7 protein-coding genes are annotated in these 18,002 nt (G+C 55.9%); 6 read left to right on the top strand and 1 reads right to left on the bottom strand.

What is annotated here, in order from left to right; all coding sequences use genetic code 11:
• Nucleotides 1-85: 85 nt before the first annotated feature.
• On the bottom strand, nt 86-1,966 hold the full coding sequence (locus BUE76_RS01230; protein WP_073039337.1) for a PAS domain-containing sensor histidine kinase: 1,881 nt from the start codon (nt 1,964-1,966) through the stop codon (nt 86-88).
• Nucleotides 1,967-2,291: 325 nt separating this feature from the next.
• On the opposite strand from BUE76_RS01230, the gene BUE76_RS01225 reads away from it, so the two are divergent.
• The 6 genes from BUE76_RS01225 to BUE76_RS01200 all read left to right on the top strand — a co-directional run.
• On the top strand, nt 2,292-6,560 hold the full coding sequence (locus BUE76_RS01225; protein WP_216820604.1) for a hybrid sensor histidine kinase/response regulator transcription factor: 4,269 nt from the start codon (nt 2,292-2,294) through the stop codon (nt 6,558-6,560).
• Between the two features lie 222 nt (nt 6,561-6,782).
• Nucleotides 6,783-9,638 carry a TIM-barrel domain-containing protein gene (locus tag BUE76_RS01220; protein WP_073039336.1) on the top strand — a complete coding sequence of 952 codons (2,856 nt, stop codon included), beginning with the start codon at nt 6,783-6,785 and terminating at the stop codon, nt 9,636-9,638.
• 34 nt (nt 9,639-9,672) lie between these two features.
• Entirely contained in the window at nt 9,673-12,762 is a 3,090-nt protein-coding gene (locus BUE76_RS01215; RefSeq protein ID WP_073039335.1) for a SusC/RagA family TonB-linked outer membrane protein, read from the top strand.
• Between the two features lie 20 nt (nt 12,763-12,782).
• The gene (locus BUE76_RS01210) at nt 12,783-14,375 is read left to right on the top strand and encodes a RagB/SusD family nutrient uptake outer membrane protein (protein WP_073039334.1); all 1,593 of its coding nucleotides are present in this window, start codon (nt 12,783-12,785) and stop codon (nt 14,373-14,375) included.
• A 30-nt stretch (nt 14,376-14,405) separates the two neighbouring features.
• A complete protein-coding gene (locus BUE76_RS01205) occupies nt 14,406-15,824 on the top strand; it encodes a hypothetical protein (RefSeq protein WP_073039333.1) in 1,419 nt (472 codons plus the stop codon).
• 252 nt (nt 15,825-16,076) lie between these two features.
• On the top strand, nt 16,077-18,002 hold a 1,926-nt coding region (locus BUE76_RS01200), incomplete at its 3' end, for a glycoside hydrolase family 2 TIM barrel-domain containing protein (RefSeq protein ID WP_254049517.1).

The raw sequence follows: 18,002 nt of genomic DNA, 5'->3' as shown, positions 1-18,002 counted from the left end.
CCTTGGTTGCGGGCGCTTACGGAGCAGTGCACCAACCCTATGCAACGAACGTGCCCGCACCCGTACCTATTGCCCGGTGGCAGGGTTAAAGGGGCAGCTCCACCAGCATGGTGCATCCCCTGCCCGGGGTGCTGTTGATGAAAAGGTTGCCCTGCAGGCTCTCGGCGCGGGTTTGCATATTGGTCAGCCCAATGCCCGGTCTTTTGGCATGTATATCGAAACCCTTACCATCGTCTTTGATGGTAAAGCACAAATGATTGTCTTCAATGCTAAAGACAATATCGGCGGTAGTGGCCGCCGCATGCTTGATGATATTGGTGAATTGCTCCTGAAGGATGCGGTAAACACCCAGGTGGATCTCCTGGTTTACAATAAGGTGGGCAATGGCGCAGGCATGGAGGTTGATGGTCAGCCGGCTGCTGCTGTGGATGGATGCTACCAGTTCTACTACACTGTCGTACAGTTTTACCTTGCCCAGGGTAGGGCCGGACAATCTTTTGGACAGTGCCCGCACCTCGTCGATACAGGCCTGAAGCAGCTGGGATGATTTGGTGAGGGTGGTATCCACATCGCAAAGCCCGTCCCTGCACAGCTCGGTATACAATTTTACCGTGGTGAGGATCTGGTTTACATTGTCGTGGAGCTCCAGCCCTACCTGTGTTCTTTCGCGCTCCTGTATCTTGATGGCCGCAGCCGTGATCATCTGCTGTCTTTTTCTTTTTTCCTGTTCCAGTACCTGTTGCAACTTTTTCTTTTCCGTAATGTCGGTGGCAATGGAAAAGAAATGGAGCAGTTCGCCATGTGCGTCAAACACGGGTTGGCAGGAAAGTTCGGACCAGTAGGTTTGCCCGTTCTTTTTATAATTGAGCACCTGTAATTGGAAGGCTTCCTTGTTCCGGAATTTTTCCTGTACCAGCCGGATGGTTTCGGGGTCGGTTTCAGGACCATCAAATACTTCGGCGCTTTTCCTGCCCACGGCTTCCGCAACGGTATAACCGGTAATGCGTACAAAAGCATCATTCACCCACATGATCGTACCATCGGGGGCGGTGATGGCTACGATATTATTGGTTTGCTGTGCCACAAGGGACAGCCTTAGCAGCTCTTCTTCTGTTTTTTTCCGGTCGCTGATATCCTGGATCACCCCCACCATCCTGATGGCCTTGCCTTTGCTGTTTCTCAGGATATGGCCTTTTTCAAACACAAAACAGTAAGTGCCGTTGGTGCACCTCAGGCGGTAGTCCATCTTCCAGAAGCTGCATTGCGGGTCGTGTAAGGCCTTATACAGTTCCGCTACAATCTTGTTCCTTTCGTTTGGATGGATGGCGGCCTCCCAGATTTTCAGGCAAAACTGGTTGGCGTCATACCCAAACAGGTTTTTCAGGCCCTCATCCCAGTGCAGTTCATTGGTATTGATATTCCAGTCGTAAATGGCATCGCTTTTTGCCGCCAGCTTCAAACGCTCGTTCGAGCTGCGTAGCTCCGCCTCGGTATGGTACCTGCTGCTGATGTCGCGGAAAAAGATGGAAAGACCGGTGGCAGATGGGTAGGCATTGATGCCGAACCATTTACTCATGGGCTCAAAAAATACGTCGAAATGGATGGCTTCACCGGTTTGCATGGCGTTCCGGTAATAGGTTTCTATCTCGGTATTCAGGAGGCGGGGAAAGCACTCCCAGAAAAGCCTGCCCATATATTCTTGCTGCCCGATGCGCAGGGTACGGGCCGCCTGGGCGTTTATATAGGTGATACGCCAGTGTTCATCGGTGGCGATGATCATATCGGTAACGCGGTCGAGCAGCTGATCTGCAATTCCTGGAATGCTGCTACCATTCCCCTGTACAGGGGCAACAAGATCTTTGCCCGTGTAGCCTGCAGGGGCAGGGAGCTGCCTTGCCGGCAATGGGGTGGAAAAGGACCTGGGAATTTGAAGGGCCTCAACTTCGGTGCAGGCTACATTATTCACGGTATAGGAATTTGGATTTGTAGTAGCAAAACTACTTAAAACAGGCTCATCCTTAAACGTAAAATAGCACTTGTTTAAGCTACACAAGGAGAAATGCCCATGGGCTGTTGTAGAAAAGGGTAAGTGTTTTCTTTTACTATAGAAAATGACGGCGGCATTTTAAACGCCGGCGATCAGGGCAGGGGTTCCGCCCTTGTAAGTATGCCGGATAGGTTCCGGAACAAGGGGCGCAGCTTTTTTAAAACTGCCGGTGCCCGGCCTGATGGGCGGCATTGATAAAGTTATCACAAGAGTACCTGTAACTTTGTTGCGGTCCGTTTATGCCTTGCATAAACTTGATAGCTTTAACAACCAGACGCTAACCTTTACAACCAGACAAAACACCATCGAAACGTTTAATCTTTCCCTTTTCTTTTCCGACCGCTTTCACTGTTCCCAACCAACCACCAGGCCGCAACCCGGAACTGCTTTTGGCCGGGGCATGGTGCGGCTTGCCGGCGTACTGGCTGTGGTATTGCTCCAATGCCTTTCCAACCCGCTTTGGGCCCAGCAGGGCCAGTACCGCTTTTCCCGGCTGGATATCTATAATGGCTTGTCGCACAACCAGGTGAATGCCGTGCTGCGCGATGCCCGGGGTTTTGTATGGGTGGGCACCATGTCGGGACTGAACCGGTACGATGGCTATACCAGCAAGGTGTACCGCAACAAGCGGGGGGATACCACCTCGCTGGTGAATAATGACATCAATGCGCTTTACGAGTTGCCGGATGGCAAAATATGGGTCGCCTCCCGCGATGTACCCTGTATATATGATGCCCGCACTGATAAGTTCGGCAAGGCAGCCGCTTACAACCAGGCCATGGGCCTGCCCGCCGATACTTTGCTGGGGAGTGTGAAGGGCAGCGAAGGCCGTTATTGGTTCCTCTACCAGAACGCGGGGTTGTATACCTACGAAGCCAGAGGTGGGAAAGCGCAGTTGTTCCGTCGGCATGGGGCCGGGGCGCCGGCCAGCAGGATCACGGGTTTCCGCGAAGGTGCCCGGGGCAGTATCTGGCTGGTGTACGAAGACGGCCTGCTGCAACAGGTGGACATCCGCTCGGGAAAGGTGGTGCGCTCCCTCGATGCGCTCCGCAGGCTGGGGGGCGGCCGGTACAGCTACCGGCTGTATGCCGACAGCGACGACGACCTCTGGCTGTGGACGGCCAACACCCCCCGGGGACTGTTCATAGTAAAAACCAAGAGCAATACGGTAGACCAGCTGGATGAAGCTTCCCGGCCCGCAAGGCTCAATGCCAACCTCATCACCGAGGTGATCCAGGACGGTAGCGGCCTGGTATGGGTAGCTACCGACCATGGGGGCATCAACCTGGTGGATAAAAAGAAGGGCTATGCCATCCAGCACCTGACCAACGATCCGCAGGATCCAAGAAGCCTGAGCCAGAACAGTATCACTACCCTGTACAGGGACACAAGGGGTAATGTTTGGATCGGCACCTTCAAGCAGGGGCTCAACTATTGGAACGGCAGTACGGTAAAATTTGCCCATTACCACCACCGCGACCGGCAGCCGGGCAGCCTTCCCTACGATGATGTGAACCGCTTTGTGGAGGACCTGAAAGGCAATCTCTGGATCGGTACGAATGGCGGCGGCCTGGTCTATTTCGACCGGAAGGCCAACACCTTTACCCAGTACCTGCATGATCCGTCCAACCCCAACAGCATCAGCAATAACGTGATCGTCAGCCTTTTTATCGACCGGGAGGACAAGCTCTGGATCGGCAGCTATTTTGGCGGGCTGAGCAGCTTCAACGGGCAGCGGTTTACGCACTACCGGCACAGCGAGGCCGATCCTGCCAGCCTTTCCGACGACCGCGTATGGGAGATTTTCGAGGACCGGGATGGCCGTTTCTGGGTAGGCACCCTCGACGGCGGCCTCGACCTGATGGACCGGCAGACCGGCCGCTTTGCGCATTTCCGCTACCGCGGCGGGCAGCCCAGCCCCCTGCAGTCCAACTATATTGCAGCACTGCTCCAGGACCGAAAGGGCAACCTTTGGATCGGCACCGCCAACGGGATCACCGTTTTCCCAAAAGGCAGTACCCGCCCGGTGCACTATGTGCAGACCGCCGACCGCAACAGCCTGAGCAATAACAATGTCATTTCCCTGCTCGAAGACAGCAAAGGGCGCATCTGGGTAGGCACCCGCGAGGGGCTCAACCTATGGAACGAAAAAGGCCGCCGGTTTGAAATCTTTACCACCGCCCAGGGGCTGCCCGACAATGCCATCCTCAACATACTGGAAGACAGCCGCCAGCATTTGTGGGTTGCCACGCCCAATGGGCTGTGCAGCCTGGTACCCAGCGAACAGGGCGGGCGCACTTCCTTCTCGGTGGTACAGTACAACGAGGCCAACAACCTGCAGGGAAGGGAGTTCAACGAAAATGCGGCGCTTCGGCTCAAAAGCGGCGAGCTGGTTTTTGGTGGCCCCGGTGGGTTCAATATCATCGACCCTGCCCGCACCGTTCCGCCCCTGCCCCTCAGGCCGGTAGTATTTACCGGGCTGCAGATCTTCAACCAGGATGTGGCAGTGGGCGATACCGTCAACGGAAGGGTGCTGCTGGGCCAGTCGTTGCCCGAAACCCGCGAGCTCCGCCTGAAGCATAGTGAGAATGTCTTTTCCATCGAGTTTGCCTCGCTCATCTTTTCGCAGGCAAGCCGCGAACGGTATGCCTACCGGCTCCAGGATTTCAACGACGACTGGTTGTATACCGACGGCAGCCAGCGCCGTATTACCTATACCAACCTCGACCCCGGCCATTATACCTTCCGGGTAAAAGTGCTGAACAGCAGGGGGGTGTGGAGCCCGGAGCAGACCCTTGCCATTTATATTGCCCCGCCTTTCTGGCGCACCCCGCTGGCTTATACCTTATATATGGTGTTGGTGGCAGGCCTGTTGTACCTGGGCCGCCGCATTACCCTCGACCGGGCACATATGCGCTTTACCCTGCTGCAGCAGCGCCGCGAAGCCGAAAGGGTGCAGGAGCTGGACCAACTGAAAACCAGGTTCTTTACCAACGTCAGCCACGAGTTCCGCACCCCGCTGAGCCTGATCCTTTCGCCACTTGACCGGATCATCAGGCAGACCAGCGACCCCGAGCAGCAAAAGCAGTTGAACCTGGTACACCGCAATGCCAAACGCCTGTTGAACCTGGTGAACCAGCTCCTCGATTTCCGGAAAATGGAAGTGCAGGAGATCCGGCTTTACCCGGCCATCGGCGATATGGTACAGTTTGCCCGCGACATCACCCAATCCTTTTCCGATATCTCCGAAAAGAAGGCCATCGGGCTTTCTTTCCATACCAATGTGCCGGAACTGGAGATCTATTTTGACAAGGACAAGATTGAGAAGATTCTGTTTAACCTGATTTCCAATGCATTCAAATACACACCCGATGGCGGAAAAGTTGCTGTGCACCTGATGTACCAGGCAGGGGAGGAAGAACGCGGAACCCTGACCCTCCAGGTAAAGGACACGGGCATCGGCATCCCTGCCGACAAGCACGAACGGATATTTGAGCGCTTTTTCCAGAACGAGGTGCCGGAAAGCATGGTAAACCAGGGTACCGGTATCGGGCTGGCCATCACCCAGGAGTTTGTAAGGCTCCACAACGGCATCATAACTGTTGACAGCGAGCCTGACAAGGGCACCTGCTTTACCGTGCAGATACCGGCCTACAAGATTTCCACGCCCGCTACAGCGGCAGGAGCAGGGGAAGAACTGCCGTCCGGGGAGACCGGGGAAGAGCCCGAAACCGGGCGGAACCGTAAGAAGACCATCCTGCTGGTGGAGGACAACGAGGACCTGCGCTTTTACCTGAAGGACAACCTGAAAGGTTTGTACCACGTGGAAGAGGCGGTAAACGGAAGGGAAGCCTGGGAGCGGCTGAAAAAAGTGGACCCCGACCTGGTGGTTTCCGATATCATGATGCCCCTGGTGGATGGGATCGAGCTGGCGCGGAAGATCAAGTCCGACACGCTGACGGCCCACATCCCGGTGATCCTGCTGACGGCCATGGGCAGCGAGGAAAAACAGGTGGAGGGCTTTACCATCGGCGTGAACGACTATATCACCAAGCCTTTTACGTTCGAGATCCTGGCCTCCCGGATCCGCAACCTGCTGGCCCAGCAGCAGCTGCTCCAGAAAAAGTTCCAGAAGCAGATCGAAGTAAACCCCAGCGAAATCACCGTGACGCCACTGGACGAGCAGTTCATCAAGCAGGCCCTGGAAGTGGTGGAACAAAACATCCAGGACCCCGACTTTTCGGTGGAGGACCTAGGCCGCGAGATGCACCTGAGCCGGGCAGCCCTGTACAAGAAAATCGTTTCGCTCACCGGCCGGGCGCCGCTCGAGTTCATCCGCTCCATCCGGATGAAGCGGGCCGCCCAGCTGCTGGAAAAGAGCGGCCTCACCGTTTCGGAGGTAGCCTACCAGGTGGGCTTCAACAACCCCAAGAATTTTTCGAAATACTTCAAGGAGGAGTTCAAAGTGCTGCCCTCGCAGTATCCCGGCACACAGAAAACCCCGGCATCCTGAGGTTTTTGAACCACGGAGGCACAATGACACGGAGGTTCACAGCGTATCACTCCGTGTACCTCTGTGCCGCAGTGGCTCCGTGGTTCAAAACGTAACAATTTGATAATCAATAGCCGGAATCAAATGAATACCTAATCGGAAACATTCGGATACCCTTGCGGGAGCGCAGCAAGCATAGTTTTACCGGGCATTTACAAACACCCTTTTGCGAAATCTTGCTGTATGAATAAGCTGAGCTTGCTCCTGTGCTGCTTTCTTTTTATCGCCTTCAACAAGGCGAAGGCCGACCCCCCTTCTTTTGTAAAAACCCCCGACGGGGTACTGATCTATACCGATCCTGCCTACACCGGTACCACCAATACCGTGAAGCTGGAAGTGGTAACCGATAATATCATCCGCGTTACCGCCGCCCCCGGAAAGGAGCTGCCTAAGTTCCAGAGCCTGGTGACCGTTTACCAAAAAAAGCCCGGCCTGAGCTGGGACGTACTGCCCGGCAAGGACGCCCTCACCCTTAAAACAAAAACGGTAAAAGCGCTGGTGAACCTGAAAACCGGCTCTGTATCGTTCTGGGACAATGCCGGCAAGCAGATCGTGACCGAAAAAGGTGCCATGGGCCGCAGCTTTATCCCCACCATTGCCGAGGGCGAGCGCACCTATAAACTGGTACAGGCTTTCCAGGCCGCTCCCGGCGAAGGCTGGTACGGCATGGGCCAGCACCAGGACGACGTGTTCAACTACCGCGGCCAGCAGGTGCAGTTCTTCCAGAACAATACCGAGGTAGCCGTTCCCTTCCTGATCTCCTCAAAAAATTACGGCATCCTGTGGGACAACTATTCCCTTACCACTGCCGGCGATGTGCGCCCCCTGCGTCCCCTTTCCGACCTGAAGATCTTTTCAAAGGAAGGTGTAGAAGGCTGGCTCACCGCATCTTATTATAACAACAAGGCCAACCTGAATGAGGCGGTTCTCCAAAAAGCCGAGTCCGCCATCAGCATGGAGTTCCTGGGCGATTCAAAGGCGCAGCTGCCTGCCAATTTTACCCCTGCTACCGGGCTGGTGGCCTGGGAAGGCAGCATCGGCAGCGACGCCACTGGCTTGCACCAGCTCCGCTTTACCTATGGTGGCAGCCTGAAAGTGACCCTGAACGGCAAGGTGGTGCTCGACCGCTGGCGCAAGGCCTGGAACCCTGCCCCCGCACTGGTACCCGTAAACATCCGCAAAGGGGAAAAGATCCCCGTACGCATCGAGTGGATACCCGAAGGAAGTGAGTCCTATATCTCCCTGAAATGGCAGGAACCCCTGTCGGCAGCCGAAGAGAACAGCTATGCTTTTGCATCGGAGGCCGGCAAGCAGGTAGATTACTATTTTGTACATGGCCAGAACATGGACGAAGTGATTGCGGGCTACCGCACCCTCACCGGCAAGGCGCCCATCATGCCCAAGTGGGCCATGGGCTTCTGGCAGAGCCGTGAACGCTACAAAACACAGGCGGAGATCATCAATACCGTTGCCGAGTTCCGGAAGCGTAAGATCCCCCTCGACAATATCGTGCTGGACTGGAGCTACTGGAAGGAAGACGCCTGGGGTAGCCAGGATTTCGACGAAACCCGTTTCCCCGACCCCAAGGGCATGATCGACACCCTGCACAAGCAGTACAATACCCGGATCATGATCTCGGTATGGCCCAAGTTTTATGAAGGCATTGCTGCTTACAAGGAGTTCGATAAAAAAGGATGGCTGTATAAAAGAAACATTGCCGACCGCCAGCGCGACTGGATCGGGCAGGGCTATGTGTCTACCTTTTATGATGCCTTCAATGCCGATGCCCGCAAAGGCTTCTGGGACCTGATCAACAAAAAGATCTACACCAAGGGCATCGATGCCTGGTGGATGGACGCCAGCGAACCCGATATCCTGTCGAACGTATCGCCGGAGAAACGCAAGCTGCAAATGCGCCCCACCGCTTTGGGTACGGCCACCGAGTACCTGAACGCCTACCCCCTGCAAAATGCCAAGGGCATCTACGAGGGCCAGCGTTCCACTGACCCCAACAAAAGGGTGTTCCTGCTTACCCGCTCGGGTTTTGCCGGTTCGCAGCGCTATGCGGCTGCCATCTGGAGTGGTGATATCGGCGCCACCTGGCACGATATGAAGGCCCAGATTCCTGCGGGTGTCAACTTCTCGATGTCGGGACTGCCTTACTGGACCATGGATATCGGTGGCTTTGTGGTGGAGAACCGTTTTGAAAAGCCCGATGAGAAAGCCCTGGAAGAGTGGCGCGAGCTGAATGCCCGCTGGTACCAGTTTGGTGCCTTCGTGCCCCTGTTCCGTGCCCATGGCCAGTTTCCCTACCGCGAGATCTACAATATTGCGCCCGAAACCCACCCGGCCTACCAGAGCATCCTGTATTATAATAAGCTGCGTTACCGCCTGTTGCCCTACGTGTACTCGCTGGCCGGCGCCGCCTACCACAAGGATGCCTCCATCATGCGCGGCCTGGTGATGGACTTTGCAACAGATACCGCGGTGCTCAACATCAGCGACCAGTACCTCTTTGGGCCTTCCCTGCTGGTGAACCCCGTGTACAACTACCAGCAGCGCCAGCGCCAGCTGTACCTGCCCAAGGGCCAGGGCTGGTACGACCTCTACACCGGTAAATGGTATGCCGGCGGCCAGAAGATCACCGCCGATGCGCCCTACGAACGCATGCCCCTGTATGTAAAGGAAGGATCCATCGTTCCCTTTGGTCCGGAGCTGCAGTACACCGACGAGAAACCTGCCGATACCATTCACCTGTATGTGTACCGGGGCAGGGATGCCGCCTTCACCCTCTACGAGGATGGCGGTACCACCTACGATTATGAAAAAGGATTGTTCACCAATATTCCCCTCACCTACAACGAGCAGGAAGGAACGCTGACCATCGGCGCACAGCAGGGCAGCTACCCCGGCATGCTTGCCAAAAGGGTGTTCCGCATCACCAGCATCACGCCCAAAGGTGCAAAGGCACTCGACTTTGCCGCACCTGCAACGAAAGAGCAGGTGTATGAAGGGAAGAAAATCACTATTAAACTCTAACGCCTCTTAACCTGAAAGTTTCAAACGCTTCTGTATGAAAAAAACTGCATCAAGTCAGCGGTTACCGAAGCTGGCAATGACGGCCTTTTTCGCCCTCCTGCTCAGCGGCAGCGTGTGGGCGCAGACCGTCAAAGTCAGCGGCACCATTGCCAATCAAAGAACTGCTTCCGGCCTTTCGGGAGCCACTATTACTGTAAAAGGAACCACCCGCACCACCACGGCCGACGATGCGGGTCGCTTTACCATCGATGCGGCGCCCGGCGAAGTGCTGGTGGTTACATCGGTAGGCTATACCCCCCGCGAGGTAAAGGTTGACGGCGCCGGCACCGTAAGCGTGCAGCTCCAGGAAGCCGAAAACCGCATGGAAGAAGTGGTGGTGATCGGTTACGGTACCCAAAAGCGGAGGCTGGTTACCGGCTCCAATCTGTCGGTACGGGGCGAAGACATCCAGCGCCAGAGCACTACCAGCGCCCTGCAAGCCCTCCAGGGGCAGGCACCCGGCGTACAGATCACGGCTGCATCCGGCCAACCCGGCTCGGGTACCAACGTAGTGATCCGCGGCAAGGGCACCATCGGCAATGCCAGTCCCCTCTACATCGTGGATGGGGTGTATACCAACGATATCTCCTACCTCAACCCCGCCGATATCCAGTCCATCGATGTGCTGAAAGATGCGGCTTCGGCCGCCATCTACGGTTCGCAGGCTGCCAACGGTGTGATCCTGGTGACCACCCGTACCGGCCGTGCCAACCAGAAAGCACAGGTGACCCTGGATGCATTTTACGGTGTGCAAAACCCGCCGCGCAAGGCGCAACTGCTCAATGCCCGTGAGTATGCCACCATCCAGAACGAGGCTGCCGTGAACTCGGGCAAGGCGCCCTATTTTACCAATGAGCAGATTGCCAACCTGCCCGTAAACACCAACTGGCTGGACCAGATGTTTGTGAAAAATGCACCCACCCAGAACTATGTGCTGGGTGTGCAGGGCGGCGGTGGCGGCTCTACCTATTCCACTTCGCTGAGCTATACCGGCCAGCAGGGTATTGTGGGTGGTAAAAGCCTGTCCAACTTCGAGCGCTATACCTTCCGCATCAACTCGGAACACAACCTGTACCAGAACATCATCAAGCTGGGACAGCACCTTACCTTCAACTACCAGGAGAACAACGGCATCGGCGTAGGCAACCAGTACAACAACGCACTGCGTGCCGCCTTCAACACCAGCCCCTTTGTTCCCATGTACGATTCGCTGGGTAATTTTTACGACAACAGCAATTCGACCTGGTACAACGGTGAGGCCAACCCTTATGCCGCCATGTACTACGGCAACCAGAACCGCAACAACAACCAGCGGCTCTTCGGTGATATCTATGTACAGGTGGAGCCCATCAAGGGCCTGCGTTTCCGCTCCAGCATGGGTGTGAACTACTATGCCTCCGAGAACCGCTCCTTTACCCCCATCTATCGTTTGTCGATCTACTCGTTCAACAACAATACGGTGGCAAGCCAGGGTATGGGCCGCAACCGCAATATCCAGTTCGACAACCTGTTGAGCTATTCCTTCAAGGTAGGCGGTCAGCACAATTTCGAAACCATGGTGGGTAACACAGCTATCCGCACCACGGGCTCGGGCATTTTTGGCAGCAACCGCAACCTTGTGTTCTCCGACCTGGAGCATGCCTGGCTGTCGAACGCCACCAACACAGAAGGAACCCTGATGAGCATCACGGGCTCGCCCTACGAGGAGGCGCTGGCTTCCTATTTCGGACGGGTGCAGTACAACTATAACGAGAAGTACCTCTTCAACGCCACCTTCCGTGCCGACGGCTCTTCACGTTTCGCACCCGGCAGCCGCTGGGGTTATTTCCCTTCCGTGTCGCTGGGCTGGGTAGCCACCCGTGAGCGCTTCCTGGAAAACGTGGAATGGCTCAACTTCCTGAAGCTGCGTGCCAGCTGGGGACAGGTGGGCAACCAGAACATCACCAACAACCAGTACCTGGCACCGGTGAGTTTCAACAACGCCACCTATACTTTTGGCAATGCCGAGGGTACGCTTATTCCGGGTGCTTATCCCAGCCGCCTGGGCAACCCCGACCTGAAATGGGAAACCTCGGAGCAGACCAACCTGGGTTTTGACGCCACCCTCAACCGCAACATCAACGTCACCTTCGACTATTATGTAAAGAACACCAAGGACTGGTTGCTGGTAGCACCCGTGCTGGCCACTGCCGGTGCCGATGCACCTTATATCAATGGTGGTAACGTGCGCAACGAAGGTGTGGAGCTGGCCATCAACTACCGCAACCGCGTTGGCGAATTCAACTACTCGGTAGGTGTGAACGGTGCGTACAACAAAAACCGCATCGGCAATATTCCTACCCTCGACCAGATCATCCATGGCAACAACAACGCCCTGTTCGACAACTCGCTGGAGTTTTACCGCGCACAGAACGGTTTCCCCGTGGGTTATTTCTGGGGCCTGAAAACCGATGGCGTGTTCCAGACCGAAGAGGAAGTGCGTGCCTTCAACAAGGGCGGACAGCTGGTGCAGCCCAATGCACAACCGGGTGATGTGCGTTTTGTGGACCGGAACGGCGATGGCATCATCAACGATGCCGACCGCACCATGATCGGCGATCCCAACCCCGACTTCACCTTTGGCCTGTCGCTGAATGCCGATTACAAAGGCTTCGACTTCTCGCTGCTGGCAGCGGGCGTGGCCGGCAACGAAATCGTACAGTCTTGGCGCAACCATGCCAACGCAAGGGCCAACTACTCTGCGGCGATCCTGGATCGTTGGGTAGGTCCCGGCTCTTCCAACCGCATGCCCCGCGTCACCGAAGACAACCGCAACTGGACACAGTTCTCCGACCTGTTCATCCACAAGGGCGATTTCCTGCGCATCAACAACATCACCGTAGGTTATGATTTTGCCAAGGTGTTGCAGAAGCCTTTCCTGAGCAAGGTGCGCCTCTATGCCTCGGTGCTGAACCTGTACACCTTTACCAACTACAATGGCATGGACCCCGAGATCGGGTATGGCGAAAGCTTCTCCTCGGGTGTTGACCTGGGTTACTACCCCCGTCCCCGTACCCTGATGGTTGGTGCCAACATTCGTTTTTAACGCAACACAAAAAGACCAAGATGAAATCCCATAAACTTTATATAGCGGCACTGTCCCTGCTTACGCTGGGCTCGTGCTCCAAAGACTTCCTCGATACCGAGGACGTGACTACGGCTACGGAACAGAACTTTTACAAAACCCCGGATGATGCCTACAAGGCACTGGTGGGCTCCTACGATGGCCTGCAGCGTATATGGGCCGAAGGCGTGGCCCTGCCCACGGCGGCCGAAGTGATGTCGGACAATGCTTTTGGCGGCACCGGCGCCTCCGATGGATTGGGTTACCAGATGATCGACGAGTTCGACAAGCTGCGCTCCCCTTCGGACCAAAACCTGTTCAACGGCAACTGGGTGGCTTATTATAAGGCCATCTACCGGGTGAACATGCTGCTGGGCAAGATGGACCAGATACAGTGGGGCACCAACACCCAGCAGCGCCAGGCCTACGAGGGCGAGGCCCGCTTTATCCGTGCCTTCCTGTATTTCGACATGGTACGGCTGTGGGGTAATATTCCTTTGATCACCACACCCACTACCGAGAACGTGGCGCAGGCCAACCCCGATGATGTGTACCGCCTCATCGCCGAAGACCTGGAGTTTGCCGCGCAAAACCTGCCTGCCGTTAGCCGTGCAGCACAACCTGCCGCCGAGTTTGGCCGGGTAACCAAGTGGGCTGCCGAAGCCCTGCTGGGCCGGGTGTTCCTGTACTACACCGGTTATTATGGCAAAGCCGACCTAGCAGGCGTGGTAACCAAGGCCGAGGCCCTGGCCTACCAGGAAGACGTGATTGCCAACGGTGGTTTTGGTCTGGTGGAAAATTTTGCCAACCTGTGGCCCGCCGCATCAGTAGAAAACTATGTGGGTGAGAACAACAAGGAAACCGTTTTCTCGATCCGCTATACCTATACCAGCAATTACAATGGCAATACCGATGGCAACCATTGGCTGGTAATGAACGGCATCCGGGTGCAAACCATCCCGCCGTACAGCCAGGGATGGGGTGGTGTTACCGTTAACCCCGACCTGTGGAACGCCTATGCGGCCAACGATACCCGCCGTGGTGCATCCATCATTTCGATTGCCGATGAAAAGCTGGACTTCAAAAACAAGAACGACCAGCGTGAGTATACCGGTTACTACACCAAGAAATACACGCCCATGGCCGACGAGACCGGCCGGAGCCTTGCCGAGAAGATGGGTGGTGTGAACTTCCAGATTGGCCAGTTCCAAGATTATGTGTCCATCCGCTATGCCGATGTGCTGCTGATGGCCGCCGAACTGGGCTCGCCCAACGCACAGCAGTATTTCGACGAGGTGCGCAGAAGGGCCTATGGCACCAACTTCACCTCGCTGGCGGCAACACCCGCCAACATCCTCAACGAAAGAAGGCTGGAGTTTGCCCTGGAAGGTATCCGCTACTGGGACCTGCTGCGCCAGGGTATCGACGTGGCTGCGGAAGCCATTGCCGAAAGCACCACGGTGCAGAACGGCGGGGTAAATGCCCAGAAAACCATCAGCGCTGCCAAGGTGCGGGAAACCAGGGGTCTTGCCCAGATTCCCTATACCCAGATCACCCTTTCCAATGGGGTGCTGAAACAAAACCCGGGCTGGTAATTCACATCTTCAAAAGCAACACAAACAAGTATGAAACGCTATAAACATCTGGCATGGACACTCTTTATCGGGTTGTTCGCGCTGCTTTCCTGTAACAAAGATTACAGCCTCGACGGGCTGATGGATGCTTCACAACTCAAGTTTGAAGTGGTGCAGGACAAGTCCATCGACCCCGGTGGCAACACGGTGATCCTGATCAACAATACACCCGAGTCGACACCCATCTGGGATTTCGGTACGGGTAAATCGACCCGCCAGCGCGACACGGTGCGTTTTGCCTTCAAGGGTGAATACACCATTAAGTACACCGCCATGACCAGCGGTGGCCTGGTGGAAGCCGAGCCGGTAACCATCCAGGTGACACAGGACAACCTGAACTATGTAAACGATCCCCTGTGGACCCTGCTCACCGGTGGTGTGGGCGAAGAGAAGACCTGGCTGCTGGATGCCAATGCTGCCGGCGACCAGAAGTTTTTTACCAGCCCCATCTATTTTGCCGGACAGGACGTTGCCTATGGTTCTTTGTCGGACGACCGCCAGAGCGTGCTCTGGAAGCAGGAATGCACCACCCCCGGTGGCGCCGATTGCTGGACCTATGCACCCAACTATATCAGCGATACCTGGGCTGCCGAGAAGCGTGATTACGGCACGATGACCTTCAGCCTGAAAGGCGGTCCTTTCCTGACCACCGATCACAAGGGTGTTGCCGGTGTGAATGCGGAGTCGGGCACCTTCTTCCTGGACGTGGCCACCATGACGCTGACCACCAGCAACGCCACCCCCCTGAGTGTGAGCTATACCCCCACCGATGCGGCTTCTGTTTTAAGCTGGCGCATCCTGTCGCTGACGGAAAACACCATGCAGCTGGCGGTGAAGAACAAGACCAAGCCCGAGTTCATGGTGCTCAACTTTATTTCCAAGGAGTACAGCGACAACTGGGTAAAACCCGCTCCTGCCGAACGCAAGCCTGATGAAGGGTTTAACCCCACCTTCCAGCCCGGCGAGTTGCTGAACATGCTTACCGGCGGCGCCAACGCCGGCCGCTTCTGGGCGCTCGATGCCAATGGCAACCCCATTGACTGGATCGCCAAGGGCAATGGCTGGACCACCGGCAAGGCTTCCACTGCCGATTGGGGATGGAATGCAGGCTGGGATGCGGTGGCTGCCAACTCCTGGATCCGTTTTGAACATACCGGGCTGAAGTACACCCGCTCACAGAACGGTGTGATTACTACCGGCACTTTCAGCATCGATGAAGGCAAGAACGAGATCACGCTGAACAACAACCTGCTGATCCAGAACCCGGCCAGCTCGCTGAGTCCTGCCAGCAACGTCATCAAAGTGGTAAAAGCCTTCAACGCCGACTACCGCACCAAGGGTATCTGGTTTGGTACCAGCTACGATGCCGGCAAGGACGAGTGGTTGTCTTTCCACTACATCATTCCATAAAAATGTAGGAACCGCATCGCTTTAGCTGCGGTGCGGTTCCTTATACATCTCTTGCTTGTTTGCGTAGCAACAATGGGGATGGACTACCTACAATATTGCGGCGGCATGTTTACTGCCGTATAAACTTTCATATTGCAAGCATTTCCTCCAGTCATGTCTATGACCGGAGTTTCTTTTTCTAAGCCTAGCTACATGTCTCTGCCATTGCAGTTATAACAAGGAAAGTAGAAGGGGCTAATTTTTTCAATAAGCATGAATAAAAGGTTTTTAATAGCGTGCCTGCTGTTGCTGTCGGTGTACAGCCAGGCACAGCATACGGCACGCAAGGGGTTCAACGATGGATGGAAATTCAGGCTGGATAGTGTGGGCGCCTACAGCGATCCTGCAGTGAATGACGCCGGCTGGCGTACCCTGAACCTGCCACACGACTGGAGTATTGAAGGCAGTTTCAGCAAGGATCATCCTGCGGGTACCGGTGGTGGTGCCTTGCCCGGTGGAATGGGTTGGTACCGCAAAACTTTTTCCCTGCCCGCAGCAGCAAAAGGAAAGCAGGTGTTCATCGAGTTTGATGGCGTGTACACCAACAGCGAGGTGTTCATCAACGGCCATTCGCTGGGTGTTTATCCCAACGGCTATATGTCGTTCCGCTACGAGCTGACGCCCCACCTCAAGTATGGCGGAGCCCAAAATGTTATTGCCGTAAAAGTGGACAACTCGCGGCAGCCCAACTCGCGCTGGTATAGCGGCTCGGGTATCTACCGCAATGTATGGCTCACCACTTTGCACCCAACGCATATCGACCATTGGGGCACATTCGTAACCACACCCGTGGTAAATACCGGGTCGGCAACCGTTGCCATCGAAACCAATATCGTTGCCGGTGGTGCCACCGATCCCCAGCTGGTGACCACCCTCTATGATGCTACGGGTAAGCAGGTGGCCACCTCAACCCTTGCTGCAAAAGGAGCGGTAAAGCAAACCCTGAAGATCACTACGCCGCAGCTGTGGTCGGTGGAGCGCCCTTACCTGTACAAGGCCATTTCGCAGCTGAAAAAGGGTAACGAAGTGCTGGATACCTACGAAACAAAGTTTGGCGTGCGCAGCTTCAACTTCGACATTCAAAAAGGATTTTCACTCAACGGCAAGCCCCTCAAGATCATGGGGGTGTGCAACCACCACGACCTGGGCGCATTGGGTGCCGCCCTCAACACCCGTGCGCTGGAGCGCCAGCTGGAAATACTGAAGGCCATGGGCTGTAATGGCATCCGTACTTCGCACAACCCGCCGGCTCCCGAACTGCTGGAGCTTGCCGACAAGATGGGCTTTATTGTAATGGATGAAGCCTTTGATATGTGGGCAAAAGCCAAGAGCCCGTTCGACTATCACCTTGCCTGGGAGCAGTGGCATAAAAAAGACCTGGAAGCCCTGGTGCGCCGCGACCGCAACCACCCCTCGGTGTTTGTATGGAGCGTGGGCAACGAGATTCCCGAGCAGTGGGGCGATGCCGCCAAGGGCGACAGCACCGGCCGGGTGATCAGCCGTGAGCTGGCAGCCATCGTGCGCTCGCTGGATACCACAAGGCCTATTACCACCGCCAACAACGAAACCGTCAGCAGCAACCAGCTCCTGCAATCCGGCGCCTTCGATTTGGTAGGGTACAACTACCACCACCAGGAGTGGGGCGGGGTGCAGCAGCGCTGGCCGGGCAAACCCTTTATCGTTACCGAAAGCACATCGGCCCTGCAAACCCGCGGGCATTACGACCTGCTGCCCATGGACTCCATCCGCCGCTGGCCCGAGGCCTGGGACAAGCCCATTCCCGGTGGCGGCAACCCCGATCATACCGTATCGGCCTACGACCATGTGAGCGCTCCCTGGGGTTCTACCCACGAGGAAAGTATTAAGGAATTGCTCCGCTACCCGCATGTTTCCGGTATGTATGTATGGACCGGTTTCGACTACCTGGGCGAGCCCACCCCTTACCCCTGGCCGGCACGCAGCTCTTATTTCGGTATCATCGACCTGGCAGGCTTCCCCAAGGATGTGTATTACCTGTACCAGAGCGTATTTACCAACAAACCCGTATTGCACCTCTACCCGCACTGGAACTGGAAGGCGGGCGACACCGTTGACGTGGTGAGCTATTACAACAATGCCGACGCTGTGGAACTGTTCCTG

The sequence above is a fragment of the Cnuella takakiae genome (assembly GCF_001953305.1).
GTDB lineage: Bacteria > Bacteroidota > Bacteroidia > Chitinophagales > Chitinophagaceae > Flavisolibacter > Flavisolibacter takakiae.
The sequence above is the reverse complement of the archived record's forward strand: the minus strand, read 5'-3'. Positions and strand labels throughout refer to the sequence as shown.

What these genes read in the sequence shown, in the direction of transcription:
- BUE76_RS01220 (WP_073039336.1), top strand. Translation starts at nt 6,783, where the DNA reads ATGAATAAGCTGAGCTTGCTCCTGTGCTGCTTTCTTTTTATCGCCTTC.
- BUE76_RS01215 (WP_073039335.1), top strand. Translation starts at nt 9,673, where the DNA reads ATGAAAAAAACTGCATCAAGTCAGCGGTTACCGAAGCTGGCAATGACG.
- BUE76_RS01210 (WP_073039334.1), top strand. Translation starts at nt 12,783, where the DNA reads ATGAAATCCCATAAACTTTATATAGCGGCACTGTCCCTGCTTACGCTG.
- BUE76_RS01205 (WP_073039333.1), top strand. Translation starts at nt 14,406, where the DNA reads ATGAAACGCTATAAACATCTGGCATGGACACTCTTTATCGGGTTGTTC.